This is a genomic window from Mannheimia granulomatis, assembly GCF_011455695.1.
In the GTDB taxonomy this organism is placed as follows: domain Bacteria; phylum Pseudomonadota; class Gammaproteobacteria; order Enterobacterales; family Pasteurellaceae; genus Mannheimia; species Mannheimia granulomatis_A.
The window spans coordinates 671,235-693,968 of record NZ_CP015030.1 but is presented as its reverse complement, the minus strand read 5'-3'; the positions used below and the strand labels follow the sequence as shown (position 1 = coordinate 693,968).

20 protein-coding genes are annotated in these 22,734 nt (G+C 37.1%); 9 read left to right on the top strand and 11 right to left on the bottom strand.

Annotated elements, in window-relative coordinates; translation table 11 throughout:
- Positions 1-100: 100 nt before the first annotated feature.
- From A4G16_RS03430 to A4G16_RS03415, 4 genes are read right to left on the bottom strand one after another with little or no spacing between them, the layout of a single operon-like run.
- A complete protein-coding gene (locus A4G16_RS03430) occupies positions 101-4,237 on the bottom strand; it encodes a translocation/assembly module TamB domain-containing protein (RefSeq protein WP_420704462.1) in 4,137 nt (1,378 codons plus the stop codon).
- Between the two features lie 53 nt (positions 4,238-4,290).
- Positions 4,291-6,138, bottom strand: coding sequence for an autotransporter assembly complex protein TamA (locus A4G16_RS03425; protein ID WP_165888700.1), 1,848 nt, complete (start codon positions 6,136-6,138; stop codon positions 4,291-4,293).
- A 10-nt stretch (positions 6,139-6,148) separates the two neighbouring features.
- A complete protein-coding gene (locus A4G16_RS03420; protein WP_165888699.1) occupies positions 6,149-6,994 on the bottom strand; it encodes a divergent polysaccharide deacetylase family protein in 846 nt (281 codons plus the stop codon).
- Positions 6,995-6,997: 3 nt separating this feature from the next.
- Positions 6,998-8,107, bottom strand: a complete 1,110-nt coding sequence (locus A4G16_RS03415; RefSeq protein ID WP_237052406.1) for a peptidoglycan DD-metalloendopeptidase family protein — start codon at positions 8,105-8,107, stop codon at positions 6,998-7,000.
- 208 nt (positions 8,108-8,315) lie between these two features.
- Between A4G16_RS03415 and A4G16_RS03410 the strand changes: the two genes are divergently transcribed.
- Positions 8,316-8,999 carry a 2,3-diphosphoglycerate-dependent phosphoglycerate mutase gene (locus A4G16_RS03410; protein WP_027074758.1) on the top strand — a complete coding sequence of 228 codons (684 nt, stop codon included), beginning with the start codon at positions 8,316-8,318 and terminating at the stop codon, positions 8,997-8,999.
- A 76-nt stretch (positions 9,000-9,075) separates the two neighbouring features.
- On the opposite strand, the gene frr is transcribed toward A4G16_RS03410, so the two are convergent.
- A complete protein-coding gene (gene frr / locus A4G16_RS03405; RefSeq protein WP_165888697.1) occupies positions 9,076-9,633 on the bottom strand; it encodes a ribosome recycling factor in 558 nt (185 codons plus the stop codon).
- Positions 9,634-9,668: 35 nt separating this feature from the next.
- Complete coding sequence (gene pyrH / locus A4G16_RS03400) at positions 9,669-10,385, bottom strand: UMP kinase (RefSeq protein ID WP_027074759.1); 717 nt, start codon at positions 10,383-10,385, stop codon at positions 9,669-9,671.
- Between the two features lie 92 nt (positions 10,386-10,477).
- Between pyrH and A4G16_RS03395 the strand changes: the two genes are divergently transcribed.
- Positions 10,478-12,028 carry a phosphoethanolamine transferase gene (locus A4G16_RS03395; protein ID WP_165888696.1) on the top strand — a complete coding sequence of 517 codons (1,551 nt, stop codon included), beginning with the start codon at positions 10,478-10,480 and terminating at the stop codon, positions 12,026-12,028.
- A 53-nt stretch (positions 12,029-12,081) separates the two neighbouring features.
- On the opposite strand, the gene tsf is transcribed toward A4G16_RS03395, so the two are convergent.
- From tsf to rhlB, 5 genes are all read right to left on the bottom strand, one after another.
- Positions 12,082-12,933, bottom strand: a complete 852-nt coding sequence (gene tsf / locus A4G16_RS03390; RefSeq protein WP_165888695.1) for a translation elongation factor Ts — start codon at positions 12,931-12,933, stop codon at positions 12,082-12,084.
- A gap of 99 nt (positions 12,934-13,032) precedes the next feature.
- A complete protein-coding gene (gene rpsB, locus A4G16_RS03385) occupies positions 13,033-13,749 on the bottom strand; it encodes a 30S ribosomal protein S2 (RefSeq protein WP_027074762.1) in 717 nt (238 codons plus the stop codon).
- A gap of 385 nt (positions 13,750-14,134) precedes the next feature.
- Entirely contained in the window at positions 14,135-15,625 is a 1,491-nt protein-coding gene (locus tag A4G16_RS03380) for a helicase HerA-like C-terminal domain-containing protein (RefSeq protein WP_165888694.1), read from the bottom strand.
- Between the two features lie 19 nt (positions 15,626-15,644).
- Positions 15,645-16,064 carry a hypothetical protein gene (locus A4G16_RS03375; RefSeq protein ID WP_165888693.1) on the bottom strand — a complete coding sequence of 140 codons (420 nt, stop codon included), beginning with the start codon at positions 16,062-16,064 and terminating at the stop codon, positions 15,645-15,647.
- 51 nt (positions 16,065-16,115) lie between these two features.
- On the bottom strand, positions 16,116-17,345 hold the full coding sequence (rhlB, locus tag A4G16_RS03370; RefSeq protein WP_165889890.1) for an ATP-dependent RNA helicase RhlB: 1,230 nt from the start codon (positions 17,343-17,345) through the stop codon (positions 16,116-16,118).
- A gap of 543 nt (positions 17,346-17,888) precedes the next feature.
- Between rhlB and A4G16_RS03365 the strand changes: the two genes are divergently transcribed.
- The 7 genes from A4G16_RS03365 (at position 17,889) to A4G16_RS03335 (ending at position 22,734) form a co-directional block, all read left to right on the top strand.
- The gene (locus tag A4G16_RS03365) at positions 17,889-18,119 is read left to right on the top strand and encodes a Flp family type IVb pilin (RefSeq protein WP_165888692.1); all 231 of its coding nucleotides are present in this window, start codon (positions 17,889-17,891) and stop codon (positions 18,117-18,119) included.
- A gap of 63 nt (positions 18,120-18,182) precedes the next feature.
- Positions 18,183-18,380 carry a Flp family type IVb pilin gene (locus A4G16_RS03360; RefSeq protein WP_165888691.1) on the top strand — a complete coding sequence of 66 codons (198 nt, stop codon included), beginning with the start codon at positions 18,183-18,185 and terminating at the stop codon, positions 18,378-18,380.
- A gap of 54 nt (positions 18,381-18,434) precedes the next feature.
- Entirely contained in the window at positions 18,435-18,872 is a 438-nt protein-coding gene (locus A4G16_RS03355; protein WP_051498335.1) for an A24 family peptidase, read from the top strand.
- Between the two features lie 26 nt (positions 18,873-18,898).
- Positions 18,899-19,723 (top strand): flp operon protein C, encoded by an 825-nt coding sequence (locus A4G16_RS03350; protein ID WP_165888690.1) that lies wholly within the window; start codon positions 18,899-18,901, stop codon positions 19,721-19,723.
- Positions 19,713-21,101 carry a type II and III secretion system protein family protein gene (locus A4G16_RS03345; protein WP_165888689.1) on the top strand — a complete coding sequence of 463 codons (1,389 nt, stop codon included), beginning with the start codon at positions 19,713-19,715 and terminating at the stop codon, positions 21,099-21,101. The genes A4G16_RS03350 and A4G16_RS03345 overlap by 11 nt, the downstream gene beginning before the upstream one ends.
- Positions 21,098-21,598, top strand: coding sequence for a hypothetical protein (locus tag A4G16_RS03340; RefSeq protein WP_027074770.1), 501 nt, complete (start codon positions 21,098-21,100; stop codon positions 21,596-21,598). Before A4G16_RS03345 ends, A4G16_RS03340 begins: the two co-directional genes overlap by 4 nt.
- 17 nt (positions 21,599-21,615) lie before the next feature.
- Positions 21,616-22,734 (top strand): pilus assembly protein, encoded by a 1,119-nt coding sequence (locus tag A4G16_RS03335; RefSeq protein WP_165888688.1) that lies wholly within the window; start codon positions 21,616-21,618, stop codon positions 22,732-22,734.

The window sequence follows — 22,734 nt, the reverse complement described above, 5'->3', positions numbered from 1 at the left end:
GATATGTAAAATTTTTATTTTTTTGACCGCTTGTAAATTGAAACAACATTCTACTATAAAGCAAAAAGGTTGTTAATGTTTCCATCAACAACCCTTTAAATTAGAAGAGTTCATCAAACTCAAAACGATACATTAAATCTACCGCTTGGTTAATGTTTGAAACCCATTGCAAATAAAGCCTCGGGGTTAAATTATAACGTAGGGTTAATTCCGTTAATGGGGCAAAAATCCCCACACCATATTTAACACGGAATTTCGGAGCAAGACTGGCGCTGAACTCTACTTTTGTATTATCGCCAATACCTGCAGTGCTGACACTTAAATCTTTTAAACCAAAGGTACTGCCAACATCCCCTACTAATTTACTGCTTTTCGATAAACTCATGCTTAATAATGCCGCAGCAACCGCATTACTTGAGCTGGCGTCACCACTACTTTCTAGCGAACGCCCGGTTAAAATATAAGAAAGTGCCTCGTTTTGTGACATAACCGGATCTGAGAATACTTTCACATTTGGGTTATCCGCAAGCCCGGTTACCCTAACACCTGCGGTAATTGTTGGGTCTTCCATCGCCTCCGGATTTCGGATCGCTTCAATATCAAGTGAAGGCTGAGATGGTGAACCGGCAAAAATAATATTGCCTTTTCGGATCAATAAATCTTGACCATACGCCGCAAAACGTCCTTCATCCAAATTCACTTGCCCGTAAAGCCCTAAGCCTTGCTTACCTTGGCGGACAGATAATAATCCATTTAGATTACTATTCAAACCATAGGCTTTTAACTTCACATCACTACCAATATTGATTTTAATGTCTGCATTGACCATCATGCCGTTTGCAGTTTGAGCTGGAATATTCCTTTGATTAAACGGCATTTTCGCTTTAGCCGAACCATCCATAATCACTTCATCACCGCTGACTGTAACCGCATTTTCAGGTAACTTTTCCACCTCAATTCTTGCCCATGGAATGTCAATATTACCACTTAATGTGAGCAAATTCGGTGTTGCTGTTACTTGAATATCCGGACTTATCTGCACTTTAGCTATATTTGGAATATCCACCTGGAAGCGGTTAGCCTGTGCATGGACTCTTGTTTTCCAAGCATTTAAATTACGCCAATCAGCATCTCCCTTCAGTTGTAATTGGCTTTGGTTTGATTGAATTTGCCCACTTAGTGTTGAAGTTGCACCATGGAAATTCATCGCTAAATTTCCACCGGTAATATCAAACGGCATCACAGTTGACCGAGCCTTGAGCGAAGTTAAATTCAGATTCCCATGCAATAATGGCGAAGTTGCAGTTCCACCTAAAGTCAAACGAGCGTTAATATTACCATCAACTGAATCACCTTTATTTAACAAAGGACGAAGAAGTTTTAGAGTTAATTGATCAATATGAATATTGCCCGACAACGTTCTTGCTTTATTTAAATCTTTCATCACTACATCAGTCGATAACCTACCGTTATTTTCCATTCGTAAATCTGATTTCAGCACTAAATTATTCTCTGCCATTTTTAAATTAATTTTCAATGGCGAAACCGTTAACGGAAAACTTTTACCACCTTCCATTTTTTGCAGGAACTTAATTGAATTGGATGTGAGATCCACATTAACTTCAGGCTGTTTGTTCTTAAACCACGCTGCATCACCTTTTGCATTCACAATGCCGGAAATCTGGCTGTTTTTATCCAAAAACTCTTGCAATACGGCTAAATTAAAATTGCGTAATTCAAAAGGTACTTTTCCTTCAACACCGGCATTAAAGGCAGTTGGAAAACATAAATTAATTTTCGGATTATGCCAACAGTGGGCGGATACATTGGCATTAATTGCCTTGTTATCATATTTCACATTTACCGCTTTGTCGGTTTGGAATTTGCCAAAATCCTTAGACTGAATCGCAACTTGGCTTAATTGCCCTTCCCAAATCTGTTGCAAGCGGTCAAATTTTCCGGAAATTTGCAAATCTGCCCCAACAGGATTCCCTTTTGAGGTTAATTTTAACGTATGATTTGCTTCATTACCCTGCGCCAATACTGTTGCACTCTCCACTTTAATATCATTATATGCAAACTGGCGTAGCCCTAACTCAACATCACCTTGAATTGTTTTTTCCGTCGTGATTTTACCTTTGGCAGTTAGGTGCTGTAATTTGAATTGATCATAACTTACATTTGAGGCTACTAAATCTAAATCCATATTAGGCTGAGACACTTGCCCTGATAACTTAACATTACCACTTATGCCGGCTTTTAAATTCGGTACTAGTCCTTGTAGATTCGGAGCTTTAATATCTGCATAGAAATCGGATTTTTCGCCTAAGCTCCCCTTAACATCAATTTTATTTTCGCCATACACAAGAGACAGAGCCGGTACATTTAACAATTGCTGATTATTGGCATTAAGATCACCGGTTAATTTCAGATTTTTCTGTTGCAACAGTCCTTTTAAATCAATATTAGAGATATCTACATTCCAATCTGAACCTGCACTGCCTCGCGCTGCATAACCTTTCGATTTAAGTGAGCCGGAAAGCTGGGCAGGCCAATCAGCCAATAATGATTTAGTATTAATATCATTTAACGCAAGGTTTGCATCCCATTCCACACCATCTACCCAATCCGCAACTCCTTGTAACTGAGCCTTGCCCCCTAATGTATTTAGGGTTAAATCTTGAATATTAAAATGCGTCAGCTCTCCATTGCCTTTCAATAGCGCAGAACTTGGCGGTATCCCCATACCTTTTGCACTCAGATTTGCCGCCAAATCATATTGAAGCAGATCACCATTTAAGCGAATATCAATATTCTCTAACTTCAGCACATCATTCCCTTGCTGTGCAGCAAAAGGATAACTCATTGATTCACTTTTTAAACTAAGATCAAAGGGCATTTTAGAGGCTGCTAATTGAACATTACCGCTAACATCCGCGTTAATTGCGCCTTTAGTTAAAACATTCAGTCTTGTCGTTTCATATAATTCACCGGAAACATCAGCTTTAATATGACTAAATGGAAGTTTCACCTTTGCATTTTTTGCTTCATACCCCTCTATATTCCATGCTAACGGATAATTATCTTTCAAGGATAATTCCCCTTTTGCTGTCAAATCACCTTGATCGCTTTTAAAATCAAGGTATTGCAAAGCAATATGTTGATCTTTTGCTTGTGCTTTTAAATCTAAAGAATCTACTTTTAACAAAGAAATCGGCTCAATACTGTTTCCTTTTTCATCCTTAGCTTTTTGTGCAAGCGCAACATTTTTTACCTCAATTTGCTCAATCATCAAATCCAAAGGTAATGTAAAGCGAACTTGTTTATCTAATAATGGTTTTTCCAATTCGGCACGAATAGTTGCCCAGTCAATATTGTTGCGTGGTTCTTGGGCTGCTTTTTCCGGCGTTTTACCTTGCAACTCGTGGAATTGCTCAACAACTTTTTCTCCTGTTTTTTCTACAGCTTCTTTTACAACCTTATCTGCCACTTCTTGAGCATTGGTTGGTGTTGTCGGCAACTCATCATCCGATTTTGCCATTTTTTCATTAAAATCAACCGCTTGTTTCTGTTCTGTTTCCTCTAATTTTAAAGCTAACAGCAGATTTAAGCCGTCTAATTTGGTCGGATGTAACGTAACTGAACGCCCTTTTCCGGAAAGTGCTGAATGGAAATGGTTAAGGTGAATTTCTGTTTCATCTACCTTAACTTCAATATTGTCTAGCTGAATATTGTTAGCAGAAATTCCAAGCGGTAAATTCAACTCAGTAAAGGGCTTTGTATCCTCTTTATCTTGAGAAGGGGGTAATTTACTGGTATCAACTACCACAGAAGTATCTTTCACACTCAGATTATTCAGACAGACTTCATAATGCACCAAGCAATTCAAGCCAAGATGTAAATCAGCTTTACCTACCTGTACATTAACACCATCTATCACAAACTGAGCATTGGTTAATGTCAGTCCATCTTGTAGGCTACCCTCTACCATCCCAATTTGTAACGGTTCAACAAATTTATCTACCAACGTAAGCGCTTTACGCTGCCCATATCCTGTAGCTAAAAACAGAAGTGGAATTAACAACACAATAAGCAATACGCAAATCCCCCAACGCAACCAACGCCATGTTGAAGCTTTTGAGGAGGTTTTATCAACTTCAGTTTTATCCGATTTAGGAGCCTGTTCAGGCAGTATCATCCTTTGATTTTGCATTATTTGTTGTTTTTCTTCGTTCATAGTCGTGATTAATAACTGTAAAAATTTATCTAAAATTGACCGCTTGCTGCCATTTAAAGATCCGAACCTAAACCAATATAAATTTGAAAGCCTTTTTTATTATCAGGCGATTTCACTGGTGTGCCGACATCAAATTTAATTGCACCAATTGGCGATGCCCAACGGACACCAATTCCTGTTCCCGAATGCAGATCTTTGGTTTTAAATTTATTAGAAGCCAACCCGGTGTCGTAAAATATTGCCGCCCACCACCCCGGGTAAACCTGGTATTGATATTCGACCGCACCTGTTGCCAGGTGAGAGCCTCCAACACGTTTTCCATCTTTAGGATCACGCGGAGAAATATCTTTATAGCCAAAACCACGAACACTCATATCACCACCGGCAAAATAACGCAAAGCCGGTGGAATACGCTCAAATTGATTCGCTTTTATATAACCGATTTCTGCTCTTAAGTAGAAACGATGATTATCAAAATAGGTTCTAGCCCAAGAGGTTGAAGCCTTATAACTATAAAAATTCACATCTGAACCGAAAGCTTTACTCCCCCAGTTTACGGTTAATTTTTGCGTATCGCCCCATAACGGATAAGGTTTACCATCTGTTCGGGTTCTGTTGAGCGAAGCGGTTGGATAAATTAACAATGTTTTGAAACGATCTTGTGCTTGAGTAAAAGAATCATAACGCGCTTTTACGCCAGCTGAAAATGACCAACCGGTTTCACGCGTCCAAAAACGTTGTAATCCTAGAATTGCCGCGGTTGATTTGGTGTCATTTTGGTTTTCGTTTTCCAAAGTACCGGATAATTGATAATAGTAGTGTAAAGGGTCTTTCCTTAACGGAATTTTATAACCCAACTCAAATGATTGTTCGGGCTTTGACACATAAGTTCGAGTCTCAATGCTGTGACCACGGCTGTTTAACCAAGATTTTTTCCAGTTAAGTTGTAAACGTGGACCAACGTCTGTTTCAAAACCAATTCCAATTTCTACTTCGTTTTTCTTTCTTGGTTGGAAAAGGATATTTAAGTCCACCCTTTTATCTTGTTCATTTAAGTGAGGCTCAACCATAACGGACGAAAACCATTTACTCGATAAATAGTCTTGAGTTAAAACGGAAAGATCGCTTGCTAAATAAGGATCACCTGTCTGGATTTTAAGAATATTACGCAAATATTCTTCTTGAATTTGATTATCCACAAAAGTGATATTTCCATAGCGATAACGGTTGCCACTGTCATAGCCCAAACGCCAGTCTGCTTTGTGGTCGAGTGGATAAACTTCTAAGCGATGATATAGCCAATGTCCATCAAAATACCCTCGACTAAAAGCATTGCTTTCAATATTACTTTTAAAATTTTCATAGGTTTTATGATTAAGCCTAGATCCTGATTTTGGTGCTTTTTCAACTAATCGAATAAATGCCTCATCTTCTTTCGCCTCACCTTGCAAGACGATATCAGTTTCATCAATTTTGACGGTTTCTTTGTCTAATTGTACATTTAACACTAATAGCGGTTTCTTCCCGTTACGAGGAAGCTGTACAAATTGATATTGGCTGTTGTAATAGCCTAAAGCTCTTAATGCTTTATCAACATTAGTTTGTACTAAATATTGATAGCGTTCTGAACCATCTGCATATTCATTAGCAATTTGGGCTAAATATAAATTGACATTTTTCTTCGCCTCTTTATCTTTAATACCTTTTATTTCTAAATCGACGAGTGGCTCAACTCTATCTTCTTCTATCAATTCTTCTGAGGAGGCTTCTGCTAAGTCCTCTTCTAATTCTTCAACTTTATCGGCATCGATATCTGTAATACGCTTAGACGGTTCTGCTTGTGCCATTGAGGCGAACGCAACTAAACAGCAATATGTTAAAAAATGAAGTTTTGTATTCATTGATGACCTTTTATTCTCTTGGAATACCACGTAAAAGCGGAATGCTTTCATAAGGCGGTATAGATGTAACTGCCGGCTCATGCTCAAACAGCATAATAAGTGGTTTTTCCGGTGTGATTTTTTCATTTCGCCAAAGTGCTCCGATACTAACTAACTCAACCTCTTTGGGTAATTTAGCTAAAGTATTCTTCAACACACGAATTGTATTTTGACGTGGATGCCCAATAACCACTGCTACGCCGTGTTTCTTTGCGTGTTCAACGGCTAATGAAAACTGCTTTTGCACATTGGCAAACTCATCGCTATCGTCTAAGAAAATATCTCGCTCCAGTGTACCGATGCCCATTTGGCGGGCAATTTTTGCCGCAACACTGCTACCAATGGTTTTACTATCTAAAAAGAACAGTTGATTTTCTTTTAGCACATTCATCAAATTTATCATCGTTTGGCTATCTGAGGTTGCACCACTTCCCATATGATTATTTAAACCAATCGCATATGGTACTTGACCACGAGAACTCTCAATAAGTTTCCGAAGTTTTTCTTCGCTATCACCAATTTTAAGTCCACCTCGTTCAATAGGTTGCTTGGATTTAGGCTCCATTGGCAGGTGAATTAAAATATCCCGCTTTTGGTGATGAGCATCAATCGCTCTGGCTTTCGCATAAGGGGCCGATGGAATAATCGCCACACTCACCTCCTTCGGCATGGATAAGATAGCCTTATCTTCTTTTACTCGATAACCGACATCATCAATAACAATAGCTAGTTTCGCTGCATGTGCAAGCGGTGGAAAAAACAGAAAAATTTGCAAAAAAATGCTCAAATTTAACCGCTTGTAAACTTCTTTTAACATTAATTATTTCACCAAATTTAAAGGATTAATCGGTGTTCCTTTTCGAGTCACACCAAAATAAAGAGCTGATCGATTTTGTCCTCCGCTGTTGCCTACTTTGGCAATCGCCTGCCCACCTTGTACCCGGCTTCCTTTGCTGACGGAAATTGATTGGTTATAGCCATAAAGAGAAATATCTCCATTGCCATGATCAATTGCAACCATTTGTCCATAACCTGCAAGCCATTGTGCCATAATCACCCGACCAGAAGCCATTGCTTTAACAGATGTACCGGCAGGTGCGGCAATGACAACACCATGCCAATTATTACCAAATTTAGTAATCACATTGCCCGATACCGGCATCGTATATCTACCGGCCTTAATTGGTGTAGTATCTACTTTCGCGTTAGATTGAGACTTAGATTTTGCTGCTTGCTGCTCACGTTTTTGAGCTTGCTCAGACTCTTTTTGTGCCTGTTCCAATTGCTGTCTTAGAGCAGCTTCATTATTCCTCAAATTCTCTAAACGGCTTTGATCTTGCTCAAGCGTTTTATCAATGGAACGTAGCGTACTCTCACGCTGAGCCTGTACTTTTTTCAAATCCCTCTCTTGCTTTTTGTGCTCATTTAATTGTGATTGATGATCTTTTTGCTGACCTTTTAACTCATCTCGTCTGGCTTTTAAGTCTGCCTGCGTTTTGCGAATTTCATGAATGGCATCAATACGAATATTATTCATATGCTCATAATAAGCGGTCATTCTTTCTGCATTTTTTGCATCTTCAGACATTAAACGCTCTAATACAGAAGGATTAACGCCTGAACGATAAGCAGAATCCAGCTGTTCTTTTAATTTTTCTTTTTGCTGCTTCTCTTGTTTTTCAAGGCGATTGATTTCAAGTTCGGTTGCCTTAATAGTTTGGCGAATTTCACCTAACGACATTTCTGTTTTTTGCAATTTATCTAACACTTTACCCATTTCAACTTCTTGGGTTTTTAATGTTGATTGTAAAGCAGTACGCTTTTGTTTCTGCTCATTAATTTTAGAAGTTTGTTGCTGAATTTTTTGCTGAATCTGGTTAAGGTTATTTGCAAAAGAAAAAGATGCGGAAATACTAATTACTCCGCCCAATAGTAATGCCCAAAAATCAAAATTTCTTCGTTTCACAAGTATTCCTTTTTTATTCAAAATATCGCTAAGGCTATATTCTAATCGGTTATTTGCTTAAGATCAGCTTTTTAGTGAAAGAATTTAACTATCTATTTCAAAATGAGCAGAATTTTGCTATAAATAACGCAGTTTTAAATCCATTATTTTTTACTCAAAGCAAGGAGTTATTATGCAATTAGTATTTATCCGCCACGGTTTCAGTGAATGGAATGCTAAAAACTTATTTACAGGTTGGCGTGATGTTAATTTAACAGAGCGTGGTATTGAAGAAGCAAAATCAGCAGGTCAAAAATTAAAAGCTGCAGGTTTTGAATTTGATATCGCTTTCACTTCTGTTTTAACTCGTGCAATCAAAACCTGTAATATCGTGTTAGAAGAATCTGATCAATTATGGATTCCTCAAGTGAAAAACTGGCGTTTAAATGAGCGTCATTATGGTGCGTTACAAGGTTTAGACAAAAAAGAAACCGCAGAAAAATACGGTGATGAGCAAGTTCACATCTGGCGTCGTTCTTACGATATTTCTCCTCCGGATTTAGACCCACAAGATCCAAATTCTGCTCATAACGACCGCCGTTATGCAAATTTACCGAAAGATTTAATTCCAAATGCCGAAAACTTAAAAATCACGCTTGAGCGCGTATTACCATTCTGGGAAGATCAAATTGCTCCGGCATTAATTTCCGGCAAACGTGTTCTTGTAACCGCTCACGGTAACTCATTACGTGCATTAGCAAAACACATTGAAGGAATTTCTGACGCAGATATCATGGATTTAGAAATCCCAACTGGTCAGCCATTAGTGTATGAATTAGACGATAACTTAAAAGTTATCAGCAAACGTTACTTATAATAGTAAAGTTTCGATAAAAAACAACCGCTTGTAATTGATGATTACAAGCGGTTAATTTTTTAATCTTTTTTGCAAATTAGAAATCTAATAACTCTTTCTCTTTTGCTGCCAATACTTCATCAACTTTTTTGATGAAAGTATCAGTAATTTTTTGAATATCTTCTTCGGCTTTATGCTGCTCGTTTTCGCTGATCTCTTTATCTTTCAATAATGCTTTGATTTGATCATTGGCATCACGACGAACATTGCGGATAGCTACTTTACCTTGCTCCCCTTCTGCTCTAACGATTTTGATTAAATCACGACGACGTTCTTCTGTTAACGGTGGAAGTGGAACGCGAATAGTGGTACCGGCAGATGATGGGTTTAAGCCCAAATCTGAAGTTAAAATCGCTTTTTCTACCGCTGAAATTAAAGATTTATCAAACACGTTTACCGCAAGAGTACGTGCGTCTTCAGCAACTACGTTTGCAACTTGACGTAATGGAGTCGCTGAACCGTAATATTCAACTTGAATGCCATCTAATAAAGAAGGTTGAGCACGGCCCGTACGAATTTTCGCAATATGACCTTTTAAAGCCTCTAGGCTTTTTTCCATACGATCTTGTGTATCTTTTTTGATTTCGTTAATCATTGATTTTATCCTTTATAAAAAAACAGAGAAATAAATTATTCAGAAATGGTTGTACCTTCTTCAGTACCAAACACGACTTTACGTAATGCACCCGGTTTGCCCATATTAAACACTCGAATCGGCATACCGTGATCACGAGCAAGAGTAAATGCAGCTAAGTCCATCACTTGTAATTCTTGGTCAATAACTTGTGCATAAGTCAGTTTGTTATAGAGTTTCGCATCTGCGTATTTTGCCGGGTCTTTATCATAAACGCCGTCTACTTTTGTGGCTTTTAATACTACGTCAGCTTCAATTTCAATACCACGCAAACAGGCTGCTGAGTCGGTCGTAAAGAACGGGCTACCAGTACCTGCCGAGAAAATAACTACACGCTTTTCTCTTAACATTTTAATTGCTTCAGACCAGTTATAGGTATCACAAATACCGTTTAATTGGAATGCTGACATCAATTTTGCATTCACCTCTGCACGGTGCAGGGCATCACGCATTGCCAAACCATTCATTACAGTAGCAAGCATGCCCATATGATCACCCACTACACGGTTCATTCCCGCTTTTGCTAATTTTGCACCACGGAATAAGTTACCGCCGCCAAGAACAACACCCACTTCCACGCCTTCCGCTAGAAGTTCTTTAATCTCTAACGCCATACGATCTAGAATGGACGGATCGATACCAAAACCTTCGTTCCCTTGTAAAGCTTCGCCACTTAATTTGAGAAGAATTCGTTTATAGATTGGGTTACTCATTTTAATTGCCTCTTATACTGTATGGACTAAACACAAAATTACGTTATTATAGAACAATCCTTTTCTACGATAAACTGAAAAATTTTAACTAAATGAATTCAAAACAAATTTTCGGCATTATTACTGCTCTTTTCCTAGCAAGTTCTGCAAGCTATCTTATGCTTATCGGCTCAGGATTTTTTCCACAGCCGACCGTTTTAGATGTGCTTTTTGGCATTTTTCTGATCATTACCCTATCCAGCTCAAAATGGACTTACTATTTATTGCTGCTACCTATTAGTATCGCTTATGCCTTTTATACCCCAGTTGGCATTAATTTTGGTAGTCCTACCTATGAATATATTGCTTCTATTTTTGCCACCGATATGATGGAAAGCCGTGAGTTTATTGCCCAACTGCCCATATTGCATATTTTGGCAGGAATTGGGATTGTACTAGCGGTCATTTTTTATCGAAAAATTACCAAAATGTATCATATTCGTTTTCTAAAAAACAAAACCTTTGTGATGAGTGCATTTATTTTGATGCTCTTCTCTCTTGCTCCTTTTAAATTCTTCCATGAATTTTACCAGTCAGGCTTAAAAGTTAAAAAAGAGTTAGAGGTATTAAATAATTTAACATTGGAGTCAAAATGGGGAGAATCAACACTCAACGAAAATGCTAAATATGACGACTACATCTTAATTATGGGGGAAAGTGCAAGAAAAGACTACCACCATGCTTATGGCTACCCTGCTCCTAACACACCGTTTATGAGTTCAGCAAATGGAACGCTAATTGATGGCCTAACTGCCGGTGGCACTAACACAATCGCTTCTCTGCGGTTAATGCTCACTAAACCAGATACGGAAAAATGGGAAGCTGACTATGCTTTAACTTTGATTGATTTAATTAAGTCTGCAGGCGTGAAAAGCTACTGGATTTCCAATCAAGGTTATTTGGGTAATTACGACACTCCGATTTCTTCTATCGGCAATAAAAGCGATGTCAGAATCTTTACCAAAGCCGGAGATTCATTAAATACCAATGTAAGCGATTTTGAACTGCTACCGCATTTCAGCAAAGTTATCGCAGAGCCTGCAAGCGGTAAACGCTTTATTTTCTTACACTTATACGGCTCTCATCCGATTACTTGTGACAGATTAACCGATTATCCGAAAATGTTTGACGATAATAAATTACCGAAACGTTATTTTAATGTGAATTGCTATGTGTCTTCTATTAAGAAAACAGACGAATTGCTCAAACGTGTGTATGAAACCTTAGTTCAAAACCAAACAGCTAATCAGCGTTCTTTTTCGATGATCTATTTATCTGACCATGGCTTATCGCACGAAATGAGTAAAGATAACATTTTGATTCAAAACGGTAAGGATAAAAGTAAACTACACTACGATATCCCATTATTTAAAATTTCGAGTGATGATACTAAGCGTAATGTCTATAAAGCCTTTAAATCCGGCTTAAATTTTACTAATGGCATTGCAAATTGGATGGGAATTGAGAATCCGTTATTGAATAAAGAAATTGATTTATTTAGTAATCAAGCGGATAAAAACGATTATGGATTGAAAAAAATCATTGAAACCCAATCAACCGTTGAAGATCCGGCCGTTACCATTCCGGTTAATAATAAAAAATAGAACATAAAAAAAGCAGGCTAAAGCCTGCTTTTTTTATCAACTCAAAGTTTGAATTAAGCGTTACCGCCAGTAATTTTAGCAACTTCTGCTGCGAAATCTTCTTCAACTTTTTCGATACCTTCGCCCACTTCTAAACGGATGAAGTTAGATACTGAAGTACCTACTGATTTTAAGTATTGACCCACAGTTTGTGATGGATCCATTACGAATGGTTGACCAGTTAATGAAACTTCACCGGTGAATTTAGCCATACGACCTTCAACCATTTTCTCAGCGATTTCTTTTGGTTTACCTGAGTTCATCGCGATTTCGATTTGGATTTCACGCTCTTTTGCAACAACATCTGCAGAAACATCTTCTGGGTTTACAAACTCAGGTTTGCTTGCAGCAACGTGCATTGCTACTTTGCGTAATTCTTCTTCAGAACCTTCACCTGCTACTAATACACCGATTTTTGCACCGTGTAAGTATTGTGCAATCACGTTACCTTCTAAGAATTTAACACGGCGAATATTCATGTTCTCACCGATTTTAGCTACTAATGCAACACGTTTTTCTTCAAATTGCACTGCTAATGCTTCAATAGAGATATCTTTATTTGCTGCTGCATAGTCTGCAACTTCGTTTGCTAAACCTAAGAAACCTGCATCTTTTGCTACGAAGTCAGTTTGGCAGTTCATTTCAACTAATACGCCGAAACCGTTCGCTACGCGAGCTAAAATTACACCTTCAGCAGCGATGTTACCTGCTTTTTTAGCAGCTTTCGCTTGACCAGATTTACGCATGTTATCGATCGCTAATTCGATGTCACCGTTTGCTTCTTGTAATGCTTTTTTACATTCCATCATACCTGCGCCGGTACGTTCACGAAGTTCTTTAACTAATGATGCTGTGATCTCAGCCATTTTTTAATTCCTCTTGATTTGATACGGGAAAGACAGGCATTCACCTGTCTAGAGATTTTATCGTTTAGGGCAGGTTAAAACCTGCCCTTACAAACTGAATTATTCAGCTGCTGCTTCTGCGGCAACTTCAACTTCTTGACCACGACCTTCTTTGATTGCAGCAACCGCTGAATCTAAGTAAAGTTGGATTGCACGTGTTGCGTCATCATTACCAGGGATGATGTAATTAACGCCATCTGGAGTTGAGTTAGTATCAACAATCGCAAATACAGGAATACCTAAGTTGTTTGCTTCTTTGATTGCGATATGCTCGTGATCAGCACCGATTACAAATACTGCATCCGGTAAGCCGTTCATATCTTTGATACCGCCTAAGCTTAACTCTAATTTCTCTAACTCACGAGTACGCATTAACGCTTCTTTTTTAGTGATTTTGTCAAAAGTACCGTCTTGAGTTTGAGTCTCTAAATCTTTTAAACGTTTGATTGATTGACGAACAGTTTTCCAGTTTGTCAACATACCACCTAACCAACGGTGGTTAACATAGAATTGTTGGCTATCTACTGCTGCTGCTTTAACTGCTTCACTTGCCGCGCGTTTTGTACCAACGAATAATACTTTACCGTTATTGCTTGCAATGCGTGTTAATTCTGCTAATGCTTCGTTAAATAAAGGTAATGTTTTTTCTAAGTTGATTACATGAACACCGTTACGCGCACCGAAAATGAATGGTTTCATTTTTGGATTCCAGTAACGAGTTTGGTGACCATAGTGAACGCCCGCGTTAAGCATATCGCGCATAGAAACTTGTGCCATAAGAATTTTCCTTCAAAGTTGTTTGTTTTGCCACTTATGAACGGCAAAACGGGGTTTAGCCTCCACATATCCTAGAAAATTGATCTACGCTCTGTTCGATAATAGACACCCCAATCCCTAGCTTGTGATATGTGTGTGTTTTAGTGTTAAAAAATAAATGTTTATGTTTTCAGCCTGAAATAGACAAAAAACGAGGCATATTATGCCAAAAAACAGACAACATTACCACTATTTTTAGCATCAACATGCAAAAGATTGTAAAAATAAAGCACTCAGCCTTTAACTTGCTAGGATCGGTTAGCGCCATCAGTCAAGCCGATGTTCAAACAAGAGCGTTTGTGCAAAATTTTAGTAAAATTCGACCGCTTGTAACGGATAATTCCGCTTACTTTTTGGTGATCGCTCCTAAAATTCCACGCATAATTTGCTTAGTAACTTGGTTGCGTAAATTTCTCCCCACAGAATGTGCTACTTGGCTCACCATCTGCTCGGTCACCGATTGATCTTTTTTCTTTTTTGATCCAAAAATGGAAGAAATAATACCACCGAAGAAATCATTGTTAGCTTCTTCTGCTGCCGCTTGTTCAGCCTTAACTTGTTCTGCTTTGGCATTAAGGCGTTCAAAAGCAGATTCATTATCTACAAATTGGCTATAGTGATGGTATAAATCATCTTGTTTCACTAATGCAGATCGCTCGCCGGTTGCAAGCGGTGTAAGCTGGCTTTTCGGAGGGTAAATATAAGCAATTTCAACCGGCGTTGGCATCCCTTTTTCATCTAATACAGAAACTAAGGCTTGCCCAACACCTAATTGAGTAATGGCTTCTACCACATCCACATCTTTATTGGCACGGAAGGTTTCTGCTGCTGATTTCACCGCTTTTTGATCACGCGGAGTGAAAGCTCGTAATGCGTGTTGAATACGATTACCTAGCTGACCTAACACCGAATCCGGCAAGTCTAACGGATTTTGTGTGACAAAATAAACACCTACACCTTTAGAACGAATTAAACGTACCACCTGTTCGATTTTGTCCACCAATACTTTCGGGGCTCCATCAAATAATAAGTGAGCCTCGTCAAAGAAAAGCACAAACTTCGGTTTTTCCGGATCGCCTACTTCAGGTAAGTTTTCAAACAATTCTGCCATAAACCAAAGTAAGAACGCTCCATACATTCTTGGTGAATTGATCAATTTTTCCGAATTTAAAATATTGATGACACCACGACCGTCACGGGTTTGGAGCCAATCATGTAAATCTAATGCAGGCTCACCGAATAAATTCGTTGCTCCTTCATTTTCAAGAGCTAACAACGCACGCTGAATTGCTCCCACACTCGCAGCGGAAACATTCCCATATTCCACTTGGAATTCTTTTGCATTATCTGCGACAAATTTCAATAAGGCACGTAAATCTTTTAAATCAATGAGCAGTAAACCTCTGTCATCTGCTACACGGAAAACAAGATTTAATAAGCCCTCTTGGGTATCGTTTAAATTTAATAAACGAGCAAGCAGCATTGGCCCCATTTCCGAAATAGTGGTGCGAAGAGGAATGCCAGATTCACCAAACACATCCCAAAATGAAACGGGATAACCCTTTAAATAAGCCTCACCGCCTAAATTAAACATTTCAATGCGTTCTGCAATTTTTCCGGAAAAACTGCCCGCTTGCACAAGGCCTGACAAGTCACCTTTTACATCAACCAAGAACACTGGCACGCCATCATCACTAAAGGCTTCTGCCAATTTGCGTAAAGTTACGGTTTTACCTGTACCAGTCGCCCCTGCCACTAAACCGTGACGATTCGCCATTTTTGAATTCAGAGAAATTACTTCCCCTGATTCGGTTTGAGCAATGTTATATAAACTCATATCAAATTCTCTTCTTAAATTAACTTTTTGTTCCTATAAGGAAGCCTCTATCCCAATTACTACGATATTGTGCAGGAAGCTGCCTTACATTATAACCGCAATATTCACTTCGCTGCTGTAGCATCTGTAGTTTCTGAGTCTGGAAAGATTTTCCTACACGATAACCATCTAAATACCAATCATCACTGTCTTTACAAGCTGTTGTATTAATTCTCTTAGTTGTTACCTTAGTATTTACAACAGGCTGGCTACTTGGTGTTGGGAAGGCAACTTGTTTAGAAATCATACGTTCTCTTTTGATGGTTGATTTATCAATAGAGGCATGGTGATTTGCCGATTCTGAGAATAAGCCCATATCCTCCTCCCATTTCTCTAATGTGCTACACCCCGCAATCACCAGAATGCTACACACGATTGCTGCGAACTTAGGTAAGTTCATATTTCTCCTTTCAATCTGAGTTAAAACACAAATGCTATTCATCATTTTGTTCTAGTTACGTCCATTTCGTTTCTGCGCAAAAGCATGTTTGTTTCTTGAACGATTCACTTTCGGCAAAGGCAGTAAAGAGCTTTTATCATATTGACTAACAGGAATTTGGTGTCCAATATACTCCTCTATCGCAGGCAAATTAACCGCGTAACGCTCGCAAGCGAAGCTGATAGAATGTCCGCTCTCCCCCGCCCTACCGGTTCTGCCAATACGATGCACGTAATCTTCTTTATCATCAGGTAAGTCATAATTAAACACATGCGTGACATCAGGAATATGTAAACCTCTGGCAGCAACATCTGTTACAACTAAAATATCTAAATTGCCTTTAGTAAAATTATCAAGCAAGGATAGACGCTTTTTCTGTGGAATATCTCCGGTCAGCATGCCTACACGATGGCCATCTGCAGATAAATATTGCCAAATTTCTTCGCATTTATGCTTGGTATTAGCAAAAACCATGCAACGCTCCGGCCACTCTTCTTCAAGTAACGTTAATAATAGCGCCATTTTATCTTCATTAGAGGGATAAAATAGCTCTTCTTTAATACGATGCCCCGTGCGTTGTAACGGCTCAATTTCAATATATTCGGCGTTATTCATATCTTCATAGGCAAGCTCTCTCACTCTTGGAGAAAGCGTTGCTGAAAATAATAGTGTTAGGCGTTTCTGCGGTGGTGGCGATTTACGCATAAGGTAACGGATATCTTTAATAAAACCCAGATCAAACATTCGATCCGCCTCATCTAGCACAATCACTTGGACTTTATCTAAATTAATAATGCCTTGTTTAACATAATCAATCACTCGCCCTGTTGTACCAACTAAAATATCCACACCTTTTTCAATTTCTTGTAGCTGTTTATCATAACCATCACCACCATAAGCCAGGGCCAATTTCAGATCAGAATGTTGTAGAAAAAGCTGTGCATCTGCTGCAATTTGCACGGCTAATTCTCGGGTAGGGGCTAAAATTAATGCTCTAGGCTGATTTTTAGCTATTTTAATTTCATTGCTTAACAAATAATGGAAAGTTGCTACTAAAAAAGCTAACGTTTTTCCCGTGCCTGTTTGGGCTTGCCCTGCAATATCATTGCCGGCAAGCGTAATTGGAAATGTTTTCGCTTGAATCGGTGTACAAAATTCAAAACCTTTGCTATCTAAGGCATTTAATACATTCGTGTGAATAGGGAAATCAATAAAGCGGTGTTCTGTAAGATGATTCGACATCATAAATTCCTTATATTTAGCTTATTTATTGCCATAAATTTAGCATATTATTATGTGCTATGCATAATTTTGTCTCATTTCTTACGCATTACTATAAAGAAAAAATATGGCAAGACGATTTTTGCTCAAAATTCACCCAATTAAATCAAAATTCACATTATTGCCATAAATTTTTTATTGAAATCCGACCAGTTTCTAAAAAGCATAAAAATTAACCAAAAAAGCATTTGAAATTAACAATTTTTTCATACTTAAAAATTAATTACAAACCTAGGTTAATTCAAGTTTCCAAATAAATTTCCTATTCACATTTTTTATCTTTAAGAAATTAACAAAATATTAACAATAAAATAATAAATTACAAAAATATAACATTGATTTGTTTAAATCTTAAATTTGTAGCATTTACATCACTTTCATAAAGATCTAGAATACACACCACTACGCATTAGATGTTATTGCGTATCATTACCAAATGGAAATTAATAAAATTTCTAAACTACTATTATATATACTTTATTTTAAATAAAAGGAGACTCAAACATGTTATCAACTCTAACAACAAAGGCTTACATTGCTGTAACTGAAGGCTTTCGTTCTTTCAAAGAAAACCAAAAAGGTGTGACTGCTATTGAATACGGCTTAATTGCTGTAGCGGTAGCCGTATTAATTGTTGCTGTGTTTTACAACAAAGATGGCTTTATTCAGAGCCTACAAGCGAAATTTAAAACATTAACAGACACAGTTAAAAGCACAAATGGGCTAACTAAGTAAGTAGCATCCTAGTCTTTAATTATCCTTATGTCTTTTGGGACATAAGGATATCTTTAATCCATTATGAACATTAGAGACTTTATTCGATTTTGTCAGCAGCAAAAAGGGATTACCTCAATTGAATATGGCTTAATTGGTTGTGCAGTGGCAGTATTTGTTGTATTTGTGTTATATGGTAATAACAGCTTCAGCAAAGAAACCTTAATAAAATTTGAGCAACTTGCAAACTTAGTTAAAAGTGCACTTTTGACCGTTTCGTGATCCTTTTAATCAGTTGCAGATATGTACAAATAATAATTAAGGTGAATTGCTTTTATGTTGTTATTTCACTTCCGTTCTATTTTACTTGCCGCCATTATTTTATTGTTAATAAGGCTTTCTTGGACAGATCTCCAACAACGTATTATTAGTAATCGAATCATTGTAGTACTGTTATGTGTGATTATCCCATTCAGTTGGCTTACACATAGTACGTTCTACTTCTTACCGGCATTACTTTGCTTAATCATCGGTTTTCTGCTTTTTTTATGTAAAGTAATTGGTGCCGGCGATGTGAAATTACTTTCTGTCTTGATGTTGGCTATCCCCACAGAATATGCTCCATATTTTCTTTTTCTAACTGCATTATCAGGGCTGATACTCATTATTATCGGTAGCTTGTTCTTTTTTCGTTCTATTCGAGAAAAAGGACTCCCCTATGGGATTGCAATTAGCTCGGGCTTTTTAGCGACAGTCGTGCTATTTAGCCTATAACTATTTATCACTTAAGGAAATAGACAATGAATTACAGGGTACTATTTATCACCTCTCTTTTCATTATTCTTATTGGGTTTGGCGGGTTGTTTATGTTGCCGAATTTAAATACAGAAAATTCAGAAACTACTGTAGAAGCCTCCCAACAAAATGATGTGCAGAGTTCATCTGCAGAACCTACGGAAATAACGGAAAAAACCATTACCGTTATTACATTAAACCGAGATTTACCTAAAGGCTCTCTTCTACAATCGGAGGATTATTCCTTATCTGAATTAAAGGTAGGAGAAACAGATCCATTAACTGAGTCAGATCTTAAGCCTCTGCTTGATAGCGTAGAAAGCCACTCCTTACAAGGTTTTTTGCTCTCGGAAGATACACAATCAGGCTCTTTACTTAATCCTAAACTATTAATTTCGCCTGAAGATCCTCGTTTTATTTTGATGAGTATTGATTCAACGGAAGAAGTTGCTTATCGCATTTATATTCGCGATACCGAGCAATATCTATTGGATTCATTACGTGGTGGAGATGTTGTTTCTATTTATAGTGTACAACAAGATCTCGCTCATCAAGAAAGAGAACAAACTTCAATGACAAAATTGGCTGATAACTTCAAAGTATTACAAGTAAAAAAATTTACTCAAGAAGATACAAAGAATGAAAGCTCAAATAATAAAGATTATCTAGGCTATGTGAGCATTAAGATGAATGCACACCAATTAAAAGAATTTTATTCACTAGATAAACAGGCCAAACTCATTGCTCTGCCAATGGGTACTAATACTCAAACGATAAATCATCGTGGAATGTTTATTCGCCAATTAAGAGGAAAAAATAATGCTAATTAATAAATTCCAAAGAGCAGCATTCTATTGTGTAATGTGCAGTTTGTTGACATTACCTAATCATATTTCTGCAAAAACATTTAATTTAGAACAAGGACAAAGTCAATTAATTAAAACTTCACAGAAAATTGACACTATTTTTGTTTCATCACCAGATGTTGCAGATTATGAAATTTTAGACGACAACACATTTATGCTTTATGCCAAAAATGAGGGTAAAGCAGAAATTATTGCATTTGATAATAACGGTAATGCTCTAACAGAAGATTTTGTTAATGTAAACAATGTAATAAATAACATTTCTGCAACAAATGAACAAATTCAAACTCGTTTTCCGGATAGTGGTCTTTCCGTTAAGAAAATTGGTAAGGCTTATGTTATTGAAGGTAAAGCCAAAAACTCAATTGAAAGTGAAGAAATTAATCGCATTGTAGGCGAAGCCTTAGGTTCTCAGAAAAAGGTAATCGAAAAGAAAATTAAACATGATAACGCAGAAGAAGAAGTCCCTTTCTTAAATAAATATCAATATGATGGGGTTATCAATAATGCTAATGAAGAAGCCGCAACTCAAGTTAATGTGAAATTAACTGTTGCAGAAGTTAACAAAACTTTCTCTGATGCAATCGGTATTAATTGGAATAACTTAAGTGGTAATTTCTTCAAAAACTTAGGCGGAACCTCAATTAGTGGAGGATTTAGTAATAAGGGAGGACAATTAGCTTTAGTCAACTCCAACAATCTAAATGTTCTCATTAGTGCATTAGACAATCAAAATAATGGCAAAATTTTAGCAGAACCAAATATTTCCATGCTCTCTGGAGAAACTGCCGATATTTTAGTTGGCGGCGAAGTCCCTTTTGTGCAACGTAACAAAGATGGCGAGCTCAATATTCTTTATAAAGAGTTTGGTATTAAATTACTTGTTGGTGCAAAAGTACAAAAAAGCGATCGTATTCGTTTAATTCTTTCACAATCTGTCAGCACAATTGCTGGAAATTATGAAATTGAGAATAACTCTATTCCTATCTTTAATACCCGCCGTTCTAAGTCAACCTTTGAAGTAGGTAATGGAGAAAGTTTTATTATCAGCGGTTTATTGAATAAACAAGACCTTGAAGGAGTGAAGAAAGTACCTATCTTGGGAGATATTCCGATTTTAGGAGCATTTTTCCGCAGTGCAAATTCATCTCGTGAAAGTAAGGAACTTGTCGTAGTTGCGACAGTGAACTTAGTCAAACCGGTTGATAGCTCACAAATACTTTACCCAACATTTGAAAATACAGGAACAATGGAAAGATTTTTTAACACTACATCATTAAAAAATGTTTACCACAAAACACTAACGTCTAACTTCTTAAAAAATGGTGGTTTTATACAATGAGAAGATTATTAACCTTATGTAGCATTTTAAGCCTATCGCTACCCCTTTTTGCAAAAAATAATACTGAACTTTTAAGTAATACTCGACCGGCTCAACCAACTAATAGTGAAATAGTTACTCATAAATCTCTAAATATAAAACGTTTGGTTTTAGCCGATTTTTCTGCCGTAGCAATCGAAAATTTACTTACTGAGATTAAACGCCATGCAACTAGCACAAAAGATGAACAAACCATTCATCTGATCTCTTTAGAAAACCGAGCAAAAGACTTAGCCAAAGAACTAAGTAAACGCCTTAAATCCGAAAAAATAAAAAATATGATTTATGTAGAACATCGAAAAACTACAAATAGCTTATATCCTCTTTATGTAGAAATTCATCAAACAGCAAGAAAAATGCAACCTTGCAAAGCAGATACGGCAGAAGATCATATGAGTTTTGATCCATATAAGGCTTGTACATTAAAGCACAACAACAAGCTACAACTTATATTTTAAATTACAAAAGGATTACTATGTTACTACTCGATCAAGAAAGCCGTACTGTTGATAGCGTACGTAAAATAACGGTTATTTCACAACAAAATCAGCTAAATAACCATGTTGCACAACTTTTACGGTCCCGTGGTTTAGAAAATATTGAGTTAATTAATATGGATTTTTTTGCGGCAGATAATTTATCCATTTCTGCCGAAGAAACTCTAGGAGTCATTATTGATATAGGAAATAAAACGCATCTTACTGAAATAACCGATCGCATTCACAGTATTGTGCCACAGCACGTATGGTGCTGTGTAATTGGTAATAGTGACTCTATTTCTCTTGCTCAAAAGTTACTCGAACAAGGTGTTCTTTACTTTAATACAGAGACTCAATTAACCCAAATGGTAGAGCGTATTATTACAGGCGTAAATATACCGCTTATTCGGGATACTATTAAAGTGAGTATTTTAAGTTGCAAAGGTGGTATTGGTGCAAGTTTTATTAGTGCTCATATCGCCAATACCATTGCAACTAAGAAAAAAATTCCTGTATTGCTTGCTCAAGGAAAAAATGGTTCCCAGGACCTTGATTTATTATTCGATAAAAAAATCCAAAGCGATGTTGTTCAAAGTACAGAAAATCTTGACTTATATAAAGGAGCTCCATCTCAATTAACTACGGATACATTGAATAAATATAATTTTATTGTTTATGACCAACCTATTTTTAATCTAGGTAAAGAATTTTATTCTGATATTCAAAAAGAAAGTAATACCTTTATCTTAATTGTAGAGAGAAAAATCAGCTCATTACGGGTTGCTAAACAATTCTTAGATGAATGTGAACGGCTTAAAAATACTTCAGGGCAATTAATTCGTACCTTCATATGTATTTCAGATCATAATCTTGAAATATCAAAACTGATGGCAACCACTGATATTGAACGCTTATTAAGATGTGAAATAGATAGTGTAATTCCTTATTCTAAACATATGACATCTAACGATAAAGTACTTAATGCTAATTTAAGTCGCAATGGAAAGAAAGAAATTGAATCTCTCACAATGAAAGTAATAGGTATTCTATCTCGTCAAAAAGTTAAGGTACCTAATAAAACAGGGACATCTTTCTTAAAGAAACTTTTTAACTAA